General features: G+C 73.2%; 12 protein-coding genes. 4 read left to right on the top strand and 8 right to left on the bottom strand.

Annotation, left to right across the window (positions count from 1 at the left end; all coding sequences use genetic code 11):
- Positions 1-24: 24 nt before the first annotated feature.
- Together PT931_RS28330 and PT931_RS28325 are read right to left on the bottom strand one after the other, a co-directional pair.
- Positions 25-1,461 carry a sigma-70 family RNA polymerase sigma factor gene (locus PT931_RS28330; protein ID WP_456248761.1) on the bottom strand — a complete coding sequence of 479 codons (1,437 nt, stop codon included), beginning with the start codon at positions 1,459-1,461 and terminating at the stop codon, positions 25-27.
- A gap of 154 nt (positions 1,462-1,615) precedes the next feature.
- Positions 1,616-2,368, bottom strand: a complete 753-nt coding sequence (locus PT931_RS28325; protein WP_456248760.1) for an NBR1-Ig-like domain-containing protein — start codon at positions 2,366-2,368, stop codon at positions 1,616-1,618.
- Positions 2,369-2,505: 137 nt separating this feature from the next.
- Between PT931_RS28325 and PT931_RS28320 the strand changes: the two genes are divergently transcribed.
- The 3 genes from PT931_RS28320 (at position 2,506) to PT931_RS28310 (ending at position 5,989) form a co-directional block, all read left to right on the top strand.
- Positions 2,506-3,456, top strand: coding sequence for a hypothetical protein (locus PT931_RS28320; protein WP_456248759.1), 951 nt, complete (start codon positions 2,506-2,508; stop codon positions 3,454-3,456).
- A 51-nt stretch (positions 3,457-3,507) separates the two neighbouring features.
- Entirely contained in the window at positions 3,508-4,272 is a 765-nt protein-coding gene (locus PT931_RS28315) for a phosphotransferase (protein WP_456248758.1), read from the top strand.
- A gap of 67 nt (positions 4,273-4,339) precedes the next feature.
- The gene (locus PT931_RS28310; protein WP_456248757.1) at positions 4,340-5,989 is read left to right on the top strand and encodes an FAD-binding dehydrogenase; all 1,650 of its coding nucleotides are present in this window, start codon (positions 4,340-4,342) and stop codon (positions 5,987-5,989) included.
- Positions 5,990-6,058: 69 nt separating this feature from the next.
- Here the strand turns inward: PT931_RS28310 and PT931_RS28305 are convergent, their stop codons facing one another.
- The 4 genes from PT931_RS28305 to PT931_RS28290 form a co-directional block, all read right to left on the bottom strand.
- The gene (locus PT931_RS28305) at positions 6,059-7,585 is read right to left on the bottom strand and encodes an alkaline phosphatase D family protein (RefSeq protein ID WP_456248756.1); all 1,527 of its coding nucleotides are present in this window, start codon (positions 7,583-7,585) and stop codon (positions 6,059-6,061) included.
- The gene (locus PT931_RS28300) at positions 7,585-8,673 is read right to left on the bottom strand and encodes a hypothetical protein (RefSeq protein ID WP_456248755.1); all 1,089 of its coding nucleotides are present in this window, start codon (positions 8,671-8,673) and stop codon (positions 7,585-7,587) included. Before PT931_RS28300 ends, PT931_RS28305 begins: the two co-directional genes overlap by 1 nt.
- A 198-nt stretch (positions 8,674-8,871) precedes the next feature.
- Positions 8,872-11,208, bottom strand: a complete 2,337-nt coding sequence (locus tag PT931_RS28295) for a M4 family metallopeptidase (RefSeq protein WP_456248754.1) — start codon at positions 11,206-11,208, stop codon at positions 8,872-8,874.
- A gap of 138 nt (positions 11,209-11,346) precedes the next feature.
- On the bottom strand, positions 11,347-11,760 hold the full coding sequence (locus PT931_RS28290) for a DNA-binding protein (protein ID WP_456248753.1): 414 nt from the start codon (positions 11,758-11,760) through the stop codon (positions 11,347-11,349).
- Positions 11,761-11,858: 98 nt separating this feature from the next.
- On the opposite strand from PT931_RS28290, the gene mug reads away from it, so the two are divergent.
- Positions 11,859-12,410: a G/U mismatch-specific DNA glycosylase gene (gene mug / locus PT931_RS28285; RefSeq protein WP_456248752.1), complete on the top strand. Its 552-nt coding sequence runs from the start codon at positions 11,859-11,861 to the stop codon at positions 12,408-12,410.
- Between the two features lie 14 nt (positions 12,411-12,424).
- Here the strand turns inward: mug and PT931_RS28280 are convergent, their stop codons facing one another.
- Positions 12,425-13,027 carry a class I SAM-dependent methyltransferase gene (locus PT931_RS28280; protein ID WP_456248751.1) on the bottom strand — a complete coding sequence of 201 codons (603 nt, stop codon included), beginning with the start codon at positions 13,025-13,027 and terminating at the stop codon, positions 12,425-12,427.
- Positions 13,024-15,774, bottom strand: coding sequence for a M36 family metallopeptidase (locus PT931_RS28275; RefSeq protein ID WP_456248750.1), 2,751 nt, complete (start codon positions 15,772-15,774; stop codon positions 13,024-13,026). The genes PT931_RS28280 and PT931_RS28275 overlap by 4 nt, the downstream gene beginning before the upstream one ends.
- Positions 15,775-15,843 lie beyond the last annotated feature (69 nt).

Here is a 15,843-nt window from a genome sequence, read left to right as displayed (position 1 = left end):
CATGCACTGATAAGCGGGGCCGGCCTACTTGTAGCCGAACATCTGGGTCCAGTAGTACCGGTAGGAGCCGCCGGTGGCCCGGCCGACGCCCATCGCCTTGGACGAGCAGTTCAGGATGTTCGCCTTGTGGCCCGGGGAGTTCATCCACTGCTTCATCGTGCCCTCGGCGGTGGCGTTGCCGGCCGCGATGTTCTCCGAGGACGGCTCGTTGTAGCCGGCGGCCTTGGCCCGGTCCCAGGGGCTGACGCCGTCGGGGGTGTCGTGCGAGAAGTAGTTGCGGGCCACCATGTCGGCGCTGTGGTCGTAGGCGGCCTTGCCGAGCTTCGTGTCGTAGTGCACGGGCCCGCAGCCGGCCTCGGCGCGGCGCTGGTTGACGAGGACCAGGATCTGGTTCTCCAGCGAGCCGGTCGCGGCGGGCTTGGGCGGTGCGGTGGTCGGCTTCTTCGTCGGGCTCGGGCTCGGAGTGGGGCTCGGGGTGGGCGATACGGACGGCGTCGGGTTCACGTCCATCCGTGCCTCCTGGACCTCCGGTGCCGTGGCCTGGGTGCCGGCGTTCGCGGCGCCGTTCTGGCCGGGGCGCAGGGCGTAGGCGCCGACGCCGCCGAGGGCGAGCACGATCGCGACGGCGGAGGCCGCGCCGACCAGGCCGTTGCGGCTCGGGCTGGCGTGCCGGGCCGCGGCGTTCTCGGTGAGCGGGGTCCGGGCGGCGACGGGTACGGGGGTGCCGGCCGGGCCGGACAGGGCGGCGTCGGCGGCGGCGTACAGGGCGATCAGGAGGGTGGCCGAGCCGACCCGGGCGCCGAGTCCCCGGCACGCGGCGCAGCGCCGGATGTGGTGGTCCACACTGGACCGCTGCCGGGCGGAGAGCCGGGAGCTGCGCTCCACCAGGGCGTCGAGGCCGTCGCACCGGCCGTGCTGGCGGGCGACGAGCAGGGTGCGGACGGCGTTGCCGAGGGCCGAGCGGGTCCGGTGCACGAGGACGGAGGCGTGCGCGCGGCCGACGCCGAGCACCTGGCCGATCTCGGCGCTGGACAGGTCCCAGCGGACGGACAGTTCCAGGACGGCGCGCTGGCGGGGCTCGAGGCCCTGGGCGGCGGTCCAGACCAGGGCGGCGGCCTCGCGCTGTTCGGCGACGGTGTCCGGGTTGGCCCCGGGCGCGTTGTCGACCACGTCCGGGACGTCGGCGACCGGGGTCGGGCCGGCGTGCCGGAACTGCTCCATCGCGCGCCGGTAGGCGATGCCGAACAGCCACGATTTCACGGCCGCCGGGTCGCGCAGGCCGGACAGGTCGCGCCAGGCGACGAGGAAGCAGTCCTGCACCACGTCCTCCGCGAGGTGCCGGTCGCCCGTCAGTCGCGTGACGAAGCCCAGCAACTCCGGAGAGTGACGGGCATACAGTTCGCCAAACGCGCCGCGGTCCCCGAAGGACGCGGCGGTGGCCAGTGACGCGTCGGTCTGCATCTGGTACCTCCCGGCTCGTTACGGTCGTCGACACTACGTCGTGTGACGGGCCCGGGGATTACGCCCAGTGCGCCAACTTCTTTTTCAGTCTTCAGTCCGGGCCCGCTCAGGGCCTCCCACAGGTGTGATGACCGACTTGACCGACATCGGCGTTTCAGACCACCACGTGCACGAAGAGGTACACCGGGCGGTAGCTGGCGAAGTACGACCGGCCCGCCTCGTCGACCATCTTCCACCCGGCCCAGAAGGTGCCCGGAGTGGGCGGGGCCAGCACCGGCACGCTGATCATCACCTTCTCCCCCGGGTCGGTGTCCCCGATCGGCACCCGCTCCGGCATCAGCCCGCCGGGGGTGTGCTGCGCCTGGAGGTACCGGTTGCGCCACGCCACCGACCCGGCGTTCTCCAGCGACCAGACCTTCACGAACCGGGAGTTGACCCGCACCCGCGTCCCGTCGGGGATGGTCACGTCGCCCAGGAACTCGCTGGAGTCGCCGACGACCAGCGTCCCGGCGGCGGGCCCGGGTTCCGGAACGGTTCCGGCCCCGGGTTCCGGCGCCCGCCCGAGACTGACCGCGATCCGGGCGGTCACCCCGCCGAACGCCAGGGACACCGAGCCCTCCACCATCCGGCGCAGCAGCCCCACCACCCCGGGCTCCCCCGCCGCGTTTCCCAGCCGCTCCCAGCGGACCCGCCACTCGGCCTCGTCGCCGCCGCACACCCGGACGAACTCGCGGGTCGTCTCCCACGACGGGTACCTCGACCCGCTCGCCGCCTCGAACAGCGTGGTGTGCGAGATCCGGCCCGACCGGCCGGCCATGGTCCGGAACGACGGGTTGCCCGCGTCGGTCCTCAGCTCCCGCAACAGCCCCGCCAGCCGCGCGACGTCCTCCGTCGACCGCCTGTCCATGCGCACCTCGCACAGTTGTCAGATCGTGTCAGAACCTGTCGAACGGCACCCCGTCCCGATCATCGTGATTGGACCATGGCCCACCCGGCGTGACCAGCCGGCGGGCCTGCCACTTTTCGTGACTGGAGGCGGAGCACATGCACCGGAGACTCACCGTGGGACTGTTGGCCGTGGCGTGCGCGGCGGCGGGGCTGGCGTTCACCGCGGGCCCCGCGCAGGCGGCGGCCACCTACCCCGTGAAGACCACACTGGACGGTCGGACCGTGAAGGACCCGGAGGTGCCGGTCGGCAGCCAGCGGGTCGCGGACAGGTACCTGGCGGGCAGTTCGGTCACCATCGTCTGCCAGGACGACGGGCCCAGCTACGGCGGCAGTTCGCTGTGGGACCTGACCAGCGACGGGCTGTACGTGCCCGACGCGTACGTGAAGACGGGCTCCTCGGGGCGGGTGATGGGGGCGTGCGCGATCCCGAGGTCGTTCCCCGCCAAGGTGACCCTGAACGGGCGGCGGAACAAGGGCGACGCGGCCGACGCGCCCGGCTCCGTGGTGGACCGGTACCCGGCGGGCGGCACCGTGCCCATCGTGTGCCAGGCGGTGGCCGGGGGCGCGATCTGGGACCGGACGTCGCACAACCTGTGGGTGCCCGACGAGCAGATCAAGACCGGCACCACGGGGTACGTGTCCGGCCTGCCCCGCTGCGACACCGACGGCATGACCGGCGGCGGGGGCGGCTTCCCCGCCGACCCGAACGCCGCGTCGGCCGTGGCGTTCGCCCGCGCCCGGCTCGGGCACACCGACTGGAACAACCAGTGCGAACTGTTCGTGGAGCGCGCGCACGGCACCAGCGGCCGGTTCGCCACCGCGCTGGCGCACTACCGGTGGCAGCGCGACAACGGCCGGATCCACACGGGTTCGGTGCCGCCGGCCGGCACGGCGGTGTTCTTCACGTCCACGACCTCGGCCGGGCACGTGATGCTGTCGATCGGCAACAACAGCGCGATCAGCACGGGGCCGTCGGTGTACCAGACGAACTCGTTCCGGGAGCGCTCCGACTACCTGGGCTGGGCGTACGTGCCCGCCGGTTGGTGAGCCGGACTCCCGGGGTGGCAGGGGCGGCCCGGCGCGTCTAATGTCGGCCGGATGTCCCCGACCCACGAGGTGCTCGCCAGCGGCGGCCTGCTCACGAAGAGGTACCTGTCCTGGGACCGCGACGAGCACCGCCGGGAGTGGGCCGTGCTGTCCCTGGTGCACGCGCACACCCGGGACCTGGCCCCGCTCCCGGTGTCCGCCGACCTCGACGCGGACCCGCCGACGGTGACGATGAGCCTGCTGCCCGGGCGGCCGTTGTCGGGGGCGCTGTCGCCGGCCGAGCTCGACGGGCTGGCGGCGGCGCTCCGGGCACTGTGGTCGGTGCCGTGCGCGGACCTGCCGCCCCGCCGCGACGCCCCCGACGAGTTCGCCGGGATCGTCGCGGACCGCCTCGCCGCCGCCGACCGGCCCGCGGGCCTGGCCGGGGAGGCGTACGACGTGGCGCGGGCGTGGCTGCGGGGCGCGAAGTTCGGGCCGGGCCACACCGAGGTGCTCGGCGGCGCGGACCCGAACCTCGCCAACTACCTGTGGGACGGCGAACGGGTCCGGATCGTCGACTTCGAGGACGCGGGCCGGTCGGATCCGGAGATCGAGCTCGCGGACCTCGTCGAGCACCTGGAGGCGCGGGCCACGGACTGGTCGGCGTTCCTGGCCGGTTTCGACCCCGATCCCGACCGGTTGCTCGCCGGGCGCCGGCTGTTCGCCGCGTTCTGGCTGCACCTGTTGTTGCCCGGTGGCCTCGCGGCGGCCCGCAACCCGCCCGGCACCCTCGACCGGCAGGCGGCCAGGGTACTCACCCTCTTTATCAGTACCTGATAAATCGGTTGGGGGTTTGTGCGCACGGTGCTTGCTTCGCGGGGCCGCCGGGTCCAGGCTCGTGCGCATGGACGCTGACGTCATTGTCGTGGGAGCCGGCCTCGCCGGACTGGCCGCCGCCGCCGAGCTGGCCGACGCCGGCCGGTCGGTGATCCTGCTCGACCAGGAGCCGGAGTCCAACCTCGGCGGGCAGGCGCACTGGTCGTTCGGCGGGTTGTTCCTCGTCGACTCGCCCGAGCAGCGCCGGATGGGGATCCGCGACTCCCGCGACCTCGCCTGGCAGGACTGGCAGGGCAGCGCCGGCTTCGACCGGGACACCGACGACTGGGGCCGGCGCTGGGCGGAGGCCTACGTCGACTTCGCGGCCGGCGAGAAGCGGGCCTGGCTGCGGCAACAGGGCATCGGGTTCTTCCCCGTGGTCGGCTGGGCCGAGCGGGGCGGCTACACGGCCACCGGGCACGGCAACTCGGTGCCCCGGTTCCACGTCACCTGGGGCACCGGTCCCGGGGTGGTCGCGCCGTTCGAGCGCCGGGTCCGGGCCGGGGTGGCCAAGGGCCTGGTCACGTTGCGGTTCCGGCACCGGGTGGACGAGCTGACCGTCACCGGCGGCGTGGTCGACGGGGTGCGCGGCACGGTCCTGGAGCCGAGCCCCGCCGGCCGGGGCGAGCCGAGTTCGCGGGTGGCGGCCGGGGAGTTCGCGCTGCGGGCGCAGGCCGTGATCGTGACCAGCGGCGGGATCGGCGGCAACCACGACCTGGTCCGCAAACAGTGGCCGGCGCGGCTCGGCACCCCGCCGGCCCACATGCTGTCCGGGGTGCCCGCGCACGTGGACGGCCGGATGCTCGCGATCACCGGCGCGGCCGGCGGGCACCTGGTCAACGAGGACCGGATGTGGCACTACACCGAGGGCATCACGAACTGGGACCCGATCTGGGCGCGGCACGGCATCCGGATCCTGCCCGGGCCGTCCTCGCTGTGGTTCGACGCGACCGGCCAGCGGCTGCCGGTGCCGCTGTTCCCCGGGTTCGACACGCTCGGCACCCTGGAGCACATCATGGGCACCGGGCACGAGTACACGTGGTTCGTGCTCACCCAGAAGATCATCGAGAAGGAGTTCGCGCTGTCGGGCTCCGAGCAGAACCCCGACCTGACGGGCAGGAGCATCCGACAGGTACTGAAGCGGGTGCTGCCCGGCGCCCCCGGCCCGGTCGAGGCGTTCAAGAAGCACGGCCCGGACTTCGTGGTCGCCGACACCCTGCCCGAACTGGTCGCCGGCATGAACGAGCTCACCGACACCCCGCTGATCGACCTCGCCGACCTGGAACGCCAGATCGTGGCCCGCGACCGGGAAATGGCCAACACGTTCACCAAGGATCTCCAGGTCACGGCCCTGCGCGGGGCGCGCAACTACCGGGGCGACAAGCTCGTGCGGGTCGCCACCCCGCACCGGATCCTCGACCCCAAGGCCGGGCCGCTGATCGCCGTCCGGCTGCACATCCTCACCCGCAAGTCGCTGGGCGGGCTCCAGACGGACCTGTCCTCGCGGGTGCTGCGCGCCGACGGGACACCCCTGCCCGGGGTGTACGCGGCCGGGGAGGTCAGCGGGTTCGGCGGCGGCGGGGTGCACGGGTACCGGTCGCTGGAGGGAACGTTCCTCGGCGGGTGCCTGTTCACCGGGCGGACGGCGGGGCGGGCGGCGGCGGAGGCCACGGGGTAGGCGCCCGGACCGGACGTGGGGCCGGTCCGGACAGGTGGCGGCCGGCCCACGGGGACGGCCGCCACCACGCTACCGCCGGTACTGCGCCGGCTGACCCTTCGTCCCCGGGTCCTCGTACGCCCCGACCCGGCCCCGGTCCACGTGCCAGGTGGACACCGTGCCCATCGCGGCGTTCGGGTCCGCGCGGTCCGCGGTGACCCGCATGTGGGTGGTCCAGCGCTGCGGGGTCACCTCGTACAGGTCGTAGCCGTACCGGTTGCCCTCGAAGTACTGCAGGTGCGGGTTGCCCGCGCCCATCTTCGGGCCGTTGGTCGCGTTCCACGAGGACGAGTACGCGCTCGACGTGATCGAGTGCGCGACGAACTCGGTGCCGATCACCGGCGAGGACGTGTTGTCGAAGTCCGGCCGCAGGTCCTGCACGAACGCGCTGTGCCAGTCGCCCGTGATGGTCACGAAGTCGGCGAGCCCGGCCTGGTGCGCCCGGGTCAGGATGTCCTTGCGCTCGGCGAGGAACCCGTCCCACTGGTCGGTGAACATGTAGCCGCCGCCCGGACCCGAGCGCAGCTGGCCGAGCATGATCGAGTTGGCCCAGCAGTGCCAGCCGCCCGAGCGGTGCTCGATCCTGTCGATCAGCCAGTTCTTCTGGGCCGCGCCGAGGATCGTGCCACCGGTGATGTTCTGCGCGGACCGGTACTGGCGCAGGTCCAGCACGACGAGTTCCAGCAGGTCGCCCCACTGCCGGTACCGGTAGATCTGCGGGTCGGGCAGCGCCGAGTCCTCGCCGTCGATCCGCAGCGGCATGTTCTCGTACCAGGCCTGGTAGGCCGCCGCCCGGCGCGCCACGAACGGCGCTCCCCCGGACGAGCCCGAGTAGTCGTTGACCACCTCGTGGTCGTCCCAGGTGAGGAACCACGGGTGGGCGGCGTGCGCGGCGCGCAGCAGCGGGTCACCCTTGTAGAGGGCCTGCGCCTTGCGGTAGTCGTTCAGGGTGTACTGGGTGCCCAGTTCCGTACCCTCGTAGGTGTAGTCGCCCAGGTGCACGACGAAGTCGAGGGCGGTGTCGGCGGCGATCTCCCGCATGCCGGAGTACTCGCCGGACTGGTAGTTCTGGCAGTTCAGCGACGCGAACCGCACCTTGTTCAGCGCCCCGACCGGAGCCGTCCTGGTCCGGCCGACGACGCTCTTCTTGCCGAGCGCGGAGAACTGGTAGTGGTAGCGCTGCCCGGCGCCGAGCCCGCGCACCGGCACGTGCACGCTGTGCCCGAGCAGCACGCTCGCCGCCACCGAACCCGAGGCCACGACCTGGGTCATGCCCGGGTCGGTGGCCACGGCCCAGTCGACCTGCACGATGTCCGCGAGGGGCTGGACGTCGGCGAGCGGCTCGGGGGCCAGCCGGGTCCACAGCACGACGCTGGTGGGCAGCGGGTCGCCGGAGCCGACACCCAGGGTGAACGGCGCCGGGTCCCAGCTGGCCCCGAGCGCGGCCGCGGCGGCGTGCGCGGCGACCGGGCCCAGGTTCGGCATCAGCGGCCAGGCCGCGCCCATGGCCCCGGCGGCGAGCGCGCCCCGGAGGAGGTCACGACGGTGGACGGTCATCAGGCTGCTCCGATGGTGAGGTGGAGGGCGTCGGCGTACCCGTCGTTGGCGGTGCCGGAACCGTCGCGGGTGAACAGGAGCAGGACCCGGGCGGTCCGGCTTCCCGGGGGCACGGTGCCCTGGGCGGTGCGCTGGAGCAGGCCCGACCTGCTGCTCCGCTCGGCGGCGGTCACGGGGCCGAGGACGACCACGCCCAGCGGGGGCCCGTCGGCCGGCAGGAACTCCACGGACAGCCGGACGCCGTCGTTCTGGGTGGCGTACCCGCCGAGCCAGCCGCCGAACGTGAACCGGGACCGCCCGGCGTCGATGTCGGCGGTGCCCGGGAGCGTGATCAGCTGCGCGAGCCGGGTGCGGACCGAGTTGCCGCCGGTGAGGAAGTTGGTGCCCCGGTCCGACGGGCCGGGGTCGCTGGTCGTCGGGTAGCCGGAGGCGCCGTATCTGACCACCGCCGCCGCGCCCTCGACGGTCGTCCAGCCGGGGATCTGCGGGCTCGGCGTGCCCGTGCCGCCGGCGCTGGCCTCGCCGGAGCCGTTGACGATCAGGTTCGACACCGTCGGGCCGCCGATCGTGAGGGTCAGGGACAGGCCGTCGGCGTACCCGTCGTTGCTGGATCCGCCGGAGCGGGTGAACACCAGGGTCAGACGGGCCGTGCGGCTGCCGGCGGGCACGGCCCCGGTCGCGGTGCGCGCCCACAGCCCGGTGGCGTCGCCCCGGTCCGCCGGGGTGACCGGGCCGATCGCGGCCGTGGCCAGCACCTGGTTCGACGCGGACAGGAACTCGGCGGTCAGCGACGCGTCGTCGGCCTGCGAGGACCAACCCCCCAACCAACCACTCAGGGTGTACCGCGCCCGGCCCGCGTCGATCTCCGCGGTGTCCGGCAGGGTCACGTCCTGGGAGCTGCGGGACTTCGCGGCCGTCCCGCCGGTGAAGAACGCGGTGCCCCGGTCGGGCGGGCCGGGGTCGGTCGGGGTGGGGTAGCCGCCGCCCGCGTCGTACCTGGTGACGGCCATCGCGCCCTGGAGGCTGGTCCAGCCGCTGGAGCCGGACTCGGCCCCCGGATTGACGAGAAGGTTGGGAGTTGTGTGCACAGCGTCTCCGACAGTAGAGGTGAACTCATCCCAGCTTCCAGGCATGATGGACGCTGTTCAATTCCCTGTCGGTCAACGTTGTATGAACAACTGTCGGGTAGCCAGGCGCGGATCCGGCCATCCTGTGCACACGTGCGCCGCGCACACGCGTGCGGGGGCCGACCCGGATGGGCCGACCCCCGCACGTTCGTCGAACGGCTACGACACCGTGAGGGCGGCGTCGTCGATGACGAAGTTGGTCACGAGGGAGACGTCCTCGGTACCGGTGAAGGTGATCGTCACGGTCTGGCCCGCGTACGCGGCCAGGTCGAACGTCTTCTGCGCGTACCCGGTGGCCTTGTTCAGGTTGCTGTACGTGGCCAGGGTGGCGCTACCGACCTTGACGGTCAGCTTGTCGTACTGCACCGAGGTGGTGGTCTCGGTGGTGTCGATGTGCAGCCAGAACGACAGGCTGTAGCTGGCGCAGCCGACCGGGACCGCCACCTGCTGCGACAGGGTGGTGGTGTTGGTGCTGCCCTTGCCGCCCAGCAGCGCGAGCTTGGTGCCGCCGTGCGCCGGCTGCGCGGTGGTGCCCGCGCGGATCACGCCGGTCGACGCGGTCCACGGGGTGGCCGTGGCGTCCTCGAAGCCCGGGTTGCCGAGCTTCTGGCCCGCGCCGGTGCAGCCGGGGCCGCCGTTGACGGTCAGGCTGTACGTCGCGGTGTGGGTGGCCGTACCGGTCCCGGTCACCGTGATCGTGTAGGTGCCCGGCGCGGCCGAGGACGTGGTCGCGACGGTCATCGTGGACGACGCGCCCGAGGTGACCGACGAGGGGCTGAAGCTCACGGTCACGCCGGCCGGCGCGCCGCTCGCGGTCAGGTTCACGGTCTGCGCGTTACCCGAGGTGGTGGCCGTGTTCACGGTCGAGGTCGCCGAGGCGCCCGGGTTGACAGCGCCCGACGCCGGGTTCAGCGCGAGGGAGAAGTCGTTCGACGGCGTGCCGGAGCACGTCGGGTCGGCGGTCTGCGCCGGAACGCTGACCGCGTCCCACGCGGCCTTGGTCTTGTTGAACAGACCACAGGTCGAGTCGAGGTTCTTCGCGGCGGTCAGGGTGCCGGTCCGGTACTTCGCGTGGGTCTGGCCCGACACCTTGGTCAGCATGGCGCCGTAGAAGATCTTGCCGGCGTTCTGGATGCCCATGCCCGTGAGGGTGGTGTTGTTGCAGGTCGGGCTGACCGGGCCGCCGGCCGGGTTGGTGCCCTGCGACATCAGGTAGAACCAGTGGTTCAGCGGGCCGGCCGCCGCGTGCACCTCGGTGTTCGGGATGGCCGAGGAGTAGCAGTTCGGGTGGTTGTTGACCAGCGACGGGTTGGCCATGTTGCGGATCGGGCCGTTGCCGGAGAGGTTGATCTTCTCGCCGACCAGGAAGTCCGGGTCGTCGTACGGGGCGGCCTGGTTGGCGTACGCCTCGGTCAGCGCGCCGAAGATGTCACCGGTGGCCTCGCCGAGCCCGCTCTCGTGGTTGGCGCCACCCGGCGTGTTCGAGTCGATCGCGTGCCCGTACTCGTGGCCGACGACGTCCATGGAACCGATCCACGAGCCGGCGTTGTTCTTGCCGATGGACACGAACGAGCCGTTCCAGGTCGCGTTGATGGCGTTGAGGCCCACCTTGACCGGGAACCCGGTGCCGTTGCCCTTGAAGCCGCTGCGGCCCAGCCAGGACGAGAGCATGTCCCATTCCTTCTGCGCCGCGTACAGGGCGTCGACGCAGCCGGTCTCCTTGCTGGTGCCGTCCCCGTTGCCCCAGTTGTCGTCCGGGCCGGAGAACACGGTGTTGGTCGAGTAGTCCTGACACTCGACGCCCGTGCGGGTCGGGTCCTTCATCGTGTACGTGGCGCCGGACTGCGTCGTGTCGAAGGCGAGGGGGTTCGGGCCGCTCCACTTCGCGGTACCCGAGCCGGACACCACGTCGTCGTGCTTCGAGAGGACCTTGCCGGTCTGCGCGTCGACCCACACGTGCAGGTGGCTCGGCGACGTCTCGGTCAGGCCGGTCATCGTGGTCTCCCACGCCAGTCGGGTGCTGTCCCCGCGGACGAGGACGACGAGCCGGCTGGAGTCGACCCGGTCCACGCTGGCCAGCTGGCCGCGCGAGGTGGCCTCGGCCGCGGCGGCGGTGACCGACGGGGTGACCGACACGTCGATCCGGGACGAGGTCGCCGAGGTGGTGCCCCGGACCCGGCCCTGGGCGTCGGCGAGCACGACAGCGTCGCCCCCGACGACCGGGAGGCCCCGGTAGGTGCGGTCGTAGTCGATCGCGAACAGGCCGTTGACCCACGGGGTCACCGAGCGCTGCGCGTACGCCTCGAACGGGCCCTTGGCCAGGGCGTCGAGCCCGCTGGCGGCGGCCCGGTCGGCGGCGGACACGGCGAGCGAGCGAGCGTCACCGAGGTTGTGGTCGGTGGTGTTCGTCGCGGTGGCGGGGGCGGCGGCGAGGGTGAGCGCCACTCCCGCGAACACGGCCAGGGATAGCCCGGCCGTCATCGTTCTGCGCTTCATGCATTTCTCCCTTGAGGGGTGAGAGACCGCGCGTGTGCGGCAAATACATCGAAGCAGTTGCATGTTTAACGGAACCGTAACGAAGGCTTATGTTGTCCATAGGAATTCGGGGTCCGACCTCTTCGGACACCCCGGACCTCACGGGGCCGTGCGGCCCACCAGACGCTCGTAGCGCTGCCGGGCCGCCTGGGGGGTGCCGAGCCCGAGGCCGAACGCGATCTGCTGCCAGGTCAGGCCCCGCCCCCGGGCCAGCTGGAGCAGGCCCATCTCCAGCTCGTCCACGCCCGCCCGCACCCGGGGGATCAGGGTCAGCGCGGCCACGAGGTCGTCGGCGTCGACCTCCGGGGCACCCTCGGCCGCCGGGCCGCCGGCCGCGCCGCGCACGACCCGCTCGACGGCCTCGACCGGCTCCAGGGTGAGGCCGAGCTGGTCGAGCCACGGGTTGGCGGGCGGGGCGGCGGAGTGCCGCTCGCTGATCCGCTGGAGGGCGGCGAACTCGCGCCAGGACCGGTTCTGCTCGGGGTCGGGCGCGGTGAAGGGGTTCTCGGTCATGCGTCCACCCTGACGGAGTACACCCATTGTTGTCAACTAAACGTTGTGAACGATCTGTTTAAGTGAGCACGGCCACCCGCGACGGATACGATCCGTGGATGGACAAGCCCACCCCCGCCGAGGTCGCGGCGGCCGCCGGCCGGACGATCCCCGACGTGCTGGCCCCCGACCTGGACGTGCTGTTCTGCGGCATCAACCCGGGCCTGTGGTCTGCGGCCGTCGGGCACCACTTCGCCCGGCCCGGCAACCGGTTCTGGCCCGCGCTGCACCGCTCCGGGTTCACGCCGGAGCAGCTGTCCCCCATCGACAGCGGCACCCTGCCCGCGTACCGGCTCGGCCTCACCGACCTGGTCGCGCGCGCCTCCGCCCGGGCCGACGAGATCGGCTACGAGGAACTGGTGGCCGGCGGGAAGAGCCTGGTCACGAAGCTGGAGGAGTACCGGCCGGCGTGGCTGGCGGTGCTCGGCGTGGGTGCGTACCGGTGGGCGTTCGGCACCCCGGCCGCGACGGTCGGCCCGCAGCCCGCGCCCCTGGGCGACACCCGGGTGTGGGTGCTGCCCAACCCCAGCGGGCTCAACGCGCACTACACGTTGGAGCGGCTGGTGGAGGAGTTCGGGAAGCTGCGCGCGGAAGTGGGCGCGGCGGGGTAGCGCGCCCGGGTCGCCTAGCCGGCCAGCCGGTGCACGCTCACCGCGTACGGCCCGTCTTCGTAGGGCGCGCCCTCCCAGGTCGCGTACCGCTCCGTGGGGAGCAGGCCCGCGTCGGCGCACCAGGTGTCGTAGGCGGCGAGGTCCACGGGGGCCGACGCCAGGGGAAGGTGCGCGGGGTCGAGGCCGAAGCCGGCGACCAGCAGGCCGCCCGGTCGCAGGTGCGCGGCGAGCCGGGCGACGGCGTCCGGTTCCGTGCCGGGGGCCAGCAGCGGCACCACGTTCCCGGCGGCCACCACGAGGTCGAAGTCGCGGACGGGCAGGTCGAGGTCGGTGAGGTCCGCGAGGACCCAGCGCAGGTCGGGGGCCGCACGGCGCGCCTCCGCGAGCATGGAGGCGTCGAGGTCCACGCCGACGCACGCGTACCCGAGCTCGGTGAGGCGGACCGTCACCCGGCCCGTGCCGCAGCCGGCGTCGAGCACCCGGGACCCGGGCGGCACCAGCCGGGCGCACAGCCGCGCCTCGCCGTGCACGTCGGCCCCCGAGGCGGCCAGGTCGGCGAACCGCGCCGCGTACCGCACTCCCGGGTCCCCGCCCGCTACCTCGCTCCAGCGACTCATGGGCTGACCGTACCGTGCACGACGAGTTCCGAGGCGGATACGTAGGTGCAGGCCGAGAACGCGCCGGGGCAGGTCCCGCCCGCGTCGGCCAGCTGGTTGCCGGCCATCGTGAACCGCACCCACCGGACCCCCGCCCCGGTGCCGGCGGCCAGCGGCACGGCGGTGGGCCGGTTGCGGTCGGCGATCCCGAAGTGCCCGCTGGCGGCGGCGCGCCAGGTGACCCCGTCCGCCGAGGTCTCCAGCCGGTAGTCGCCGACCGAGCCGCTGGGGCCGACCCCGCAGGCGGCGGCCGGGTCGACCGTGACCTCGGTGACGTCGACGGCGGCGGGCAGGCCGAAGGTCATGACCCGCGGTTCGATCCCGCCGGGTACGGCCACCGCGTCGGCCACCCAGCCGCTGCCCAGGGACTGGTCCAGCAGCCCGCCCGGCCCGCAGCCGTCGCCGGAGTAGTCGTCGCCGGTGAACGCGCCGACGGTCGCGCCGCCGGAGGTCGCGGCCCAGTCGCGGCGCAGCGCCCAGTCCCGGGTGTTGGGGCCGGCGGCCACGGTCAGCGGGTCACCGGAGCGGTCGTAGCCGGGCGCGGTGGCGAACACGGCCGGGTACCGACCGGGGCGGATGTTGCGGACCTGGTACGTGCCGTCGCCGTCGGCCACGCCCACGTACCCGCCGGCCACGGTCTGCCGGTGCCCGCCGAACACGACGGTCGCGCCGGACAGCGGCTTGCCGGTCCCCGCGTCGGTCACGGTCCCGGTCAGGGTGCCCGGGTTCCCGGCCGGCGGCGGGGTGCTGAAGTCCTCGACGGGCGCGGTGTCGTCCACGTCGTACGTGCCGGCGTACCAGCCCATCCCGCGCGCCGCGAACACCTTCCAGATCGCGGCCGTGTTCCGTCCGCCGGAGACGAGCCGGTCGGCGCGGAGGATCGCGTTGCGTTCGTCCAGGTAGGACGGGTTGGCCGGGGACAGTTCCATGGCCCGGGTGACGAGGTTGCGGGTCAGCGGGCCGCCGAGCGCGGTGCGCAGGTCCCACAGGGTCTCGGCCCAGATCTCGCCGTCGGCGTGCGACTCGGGCCGGCCGGCGACCTTCGCGTACCGGCCGTAGGTGTACCCGCCCTCCGGGCACGCCTTCGAGATCCTCCCGACGGCGCAGTCCAGCGGCTGGGTGCGCAGGGCGTCCTTGCCGTGGCTGATGTAGCGCCCCATGGCCACGTCCCCGTCGGCGGCCGTGTCGGTGACGTCGCCCTGGCTGACCAGCAGGTCCATCGCGTACCAGTCGCTCCACGCCTCACCCAGCGCGGTCGCCTGGAGGCCGCCGAGGGTGGACACCCCGTTGACGTCGACCACGAGCCGGTTGGACAGCCCGTGCGCGTACTCGTGGTAGACGATGTCGGCCACGTCCCCGGAGTTGGCGGCCACGTACGGGTCGTCCTGGAACAGGTACATCCGCATCCGGGGCGGGGTGCCGTCCGGGTAGGTGGACATGTTGGCGTTGTTGCGGTGGTCGGCGTCGGGCAGGCCGTCGAGGGTGGCCGCGCCGTCGAGGGCCGCGATCGTCACCGCGTCGCCGTCGCGGCCGTCGAAGTTGCCTGCGGCCCGGGAGAAGCCGATCGGGGCGGCGGCGAGGTGGTCGTGGAAGACCCCGGCGAAGTAGAGGAGCTGGACGGCGTTCTGCGCCGCGTTGCCCTGCCAGGACTTCGCCTTCGCCGGATCCCACGTGCACGGGTACGCCGCCGCGCACGGCGTGCCGACCGCCTTGTTGGTGTCCCGGAACGGGTAGTGGAACCTCCCCGGGGCGCTCGGTCCGATCTCCTCGGCCGGGGCCGCCTCGCCGTCGTCGTCGAGGTCGAGGTGGACGTGGGCGACGTTCCCGTTCAGGGTCCTCGCGCCGGCCGGGAGCCAGCCGGGGCCGGTCAGGTCGCGGACCTGCTGTTTCCCGCCCTTCGGCGCGCCCGGGTGGTTCGACCAGGCCAGGCCGGTGTCGTGCTGCCGCAGGTCGCGCCGGAACAGGATCCGCCCGGTGTCGGCGTCGACCACGTGCAGGTAGCTCTCGGCGCGCAGGATGGTGCGCCAGGCGAGCCGGGGGCCCTCGGCGGTGGGGAACACGACGAGCTGGGTGTCGGCGGGGGCGTCCGACGTGCCGGACACGTCGCGGACGGCCGTGGCACCGGCCTCGGCGGCGGTCAGGCGGGGCGCCGGGAGGCTGGTCGGCAGCAGCCGGACCGGGGCGCCGTCGACCTGGGCGAGCCGGCCGTCCCGGGACACGTGCGCGCGGACCCCGTTGCCGAACACCGGCACGTCCCCGACGTGCTGGGTGAAACTCAGATGACGGGTACCCTCCGGGTCGGTGTGCTCCCGGCCGAGCCTCAGCGCCGCCACCTCCCGGGGCGACAGTCCGAACAGGTCGGGATGGTCGCGGAGGTAGTTCAGCGCGACCGTGGCGGGTTCGGCGCGGCCCGGCCCGGTCAGGAACCCGTCGAGCGGGGCGACGAGCCGCGGCGTACCCGTCAGGGGGTCGATCCCGATCTCGTCGGGGGCGGTGCGGACCGTGGTGGCCTCGGGTCGCGCGGTGATCCGGCGGGCGTCGTAGTCGCCGGCCCGGGCCCCGGGCTCCGGCGGGGTCCACGCGCCGGGGAGCACCCCGGGCGGGGCGGCCGGCGGCGCGGCGCTGACGGGGGCGGCGGACAGTGCCGCGCCGAGGAGGGCGGTGACCAGGACGGTGACGGCCGCCCGCCGCGTCCGGGGTGTACGCATGGCGCCTCCTCATCCAGTTTCGCACACTCTATTACCGAATAAGGTGATTCTCGGAGGAGAACACGCGGG

The organism is Longispora urticae, from assembly GCF_053902585.1.
The sequence above is the reverse complement of the archived record's forward strand: the minus strand, read 5'-3'. Positions and strand labels throughout refer to the sequence as shown.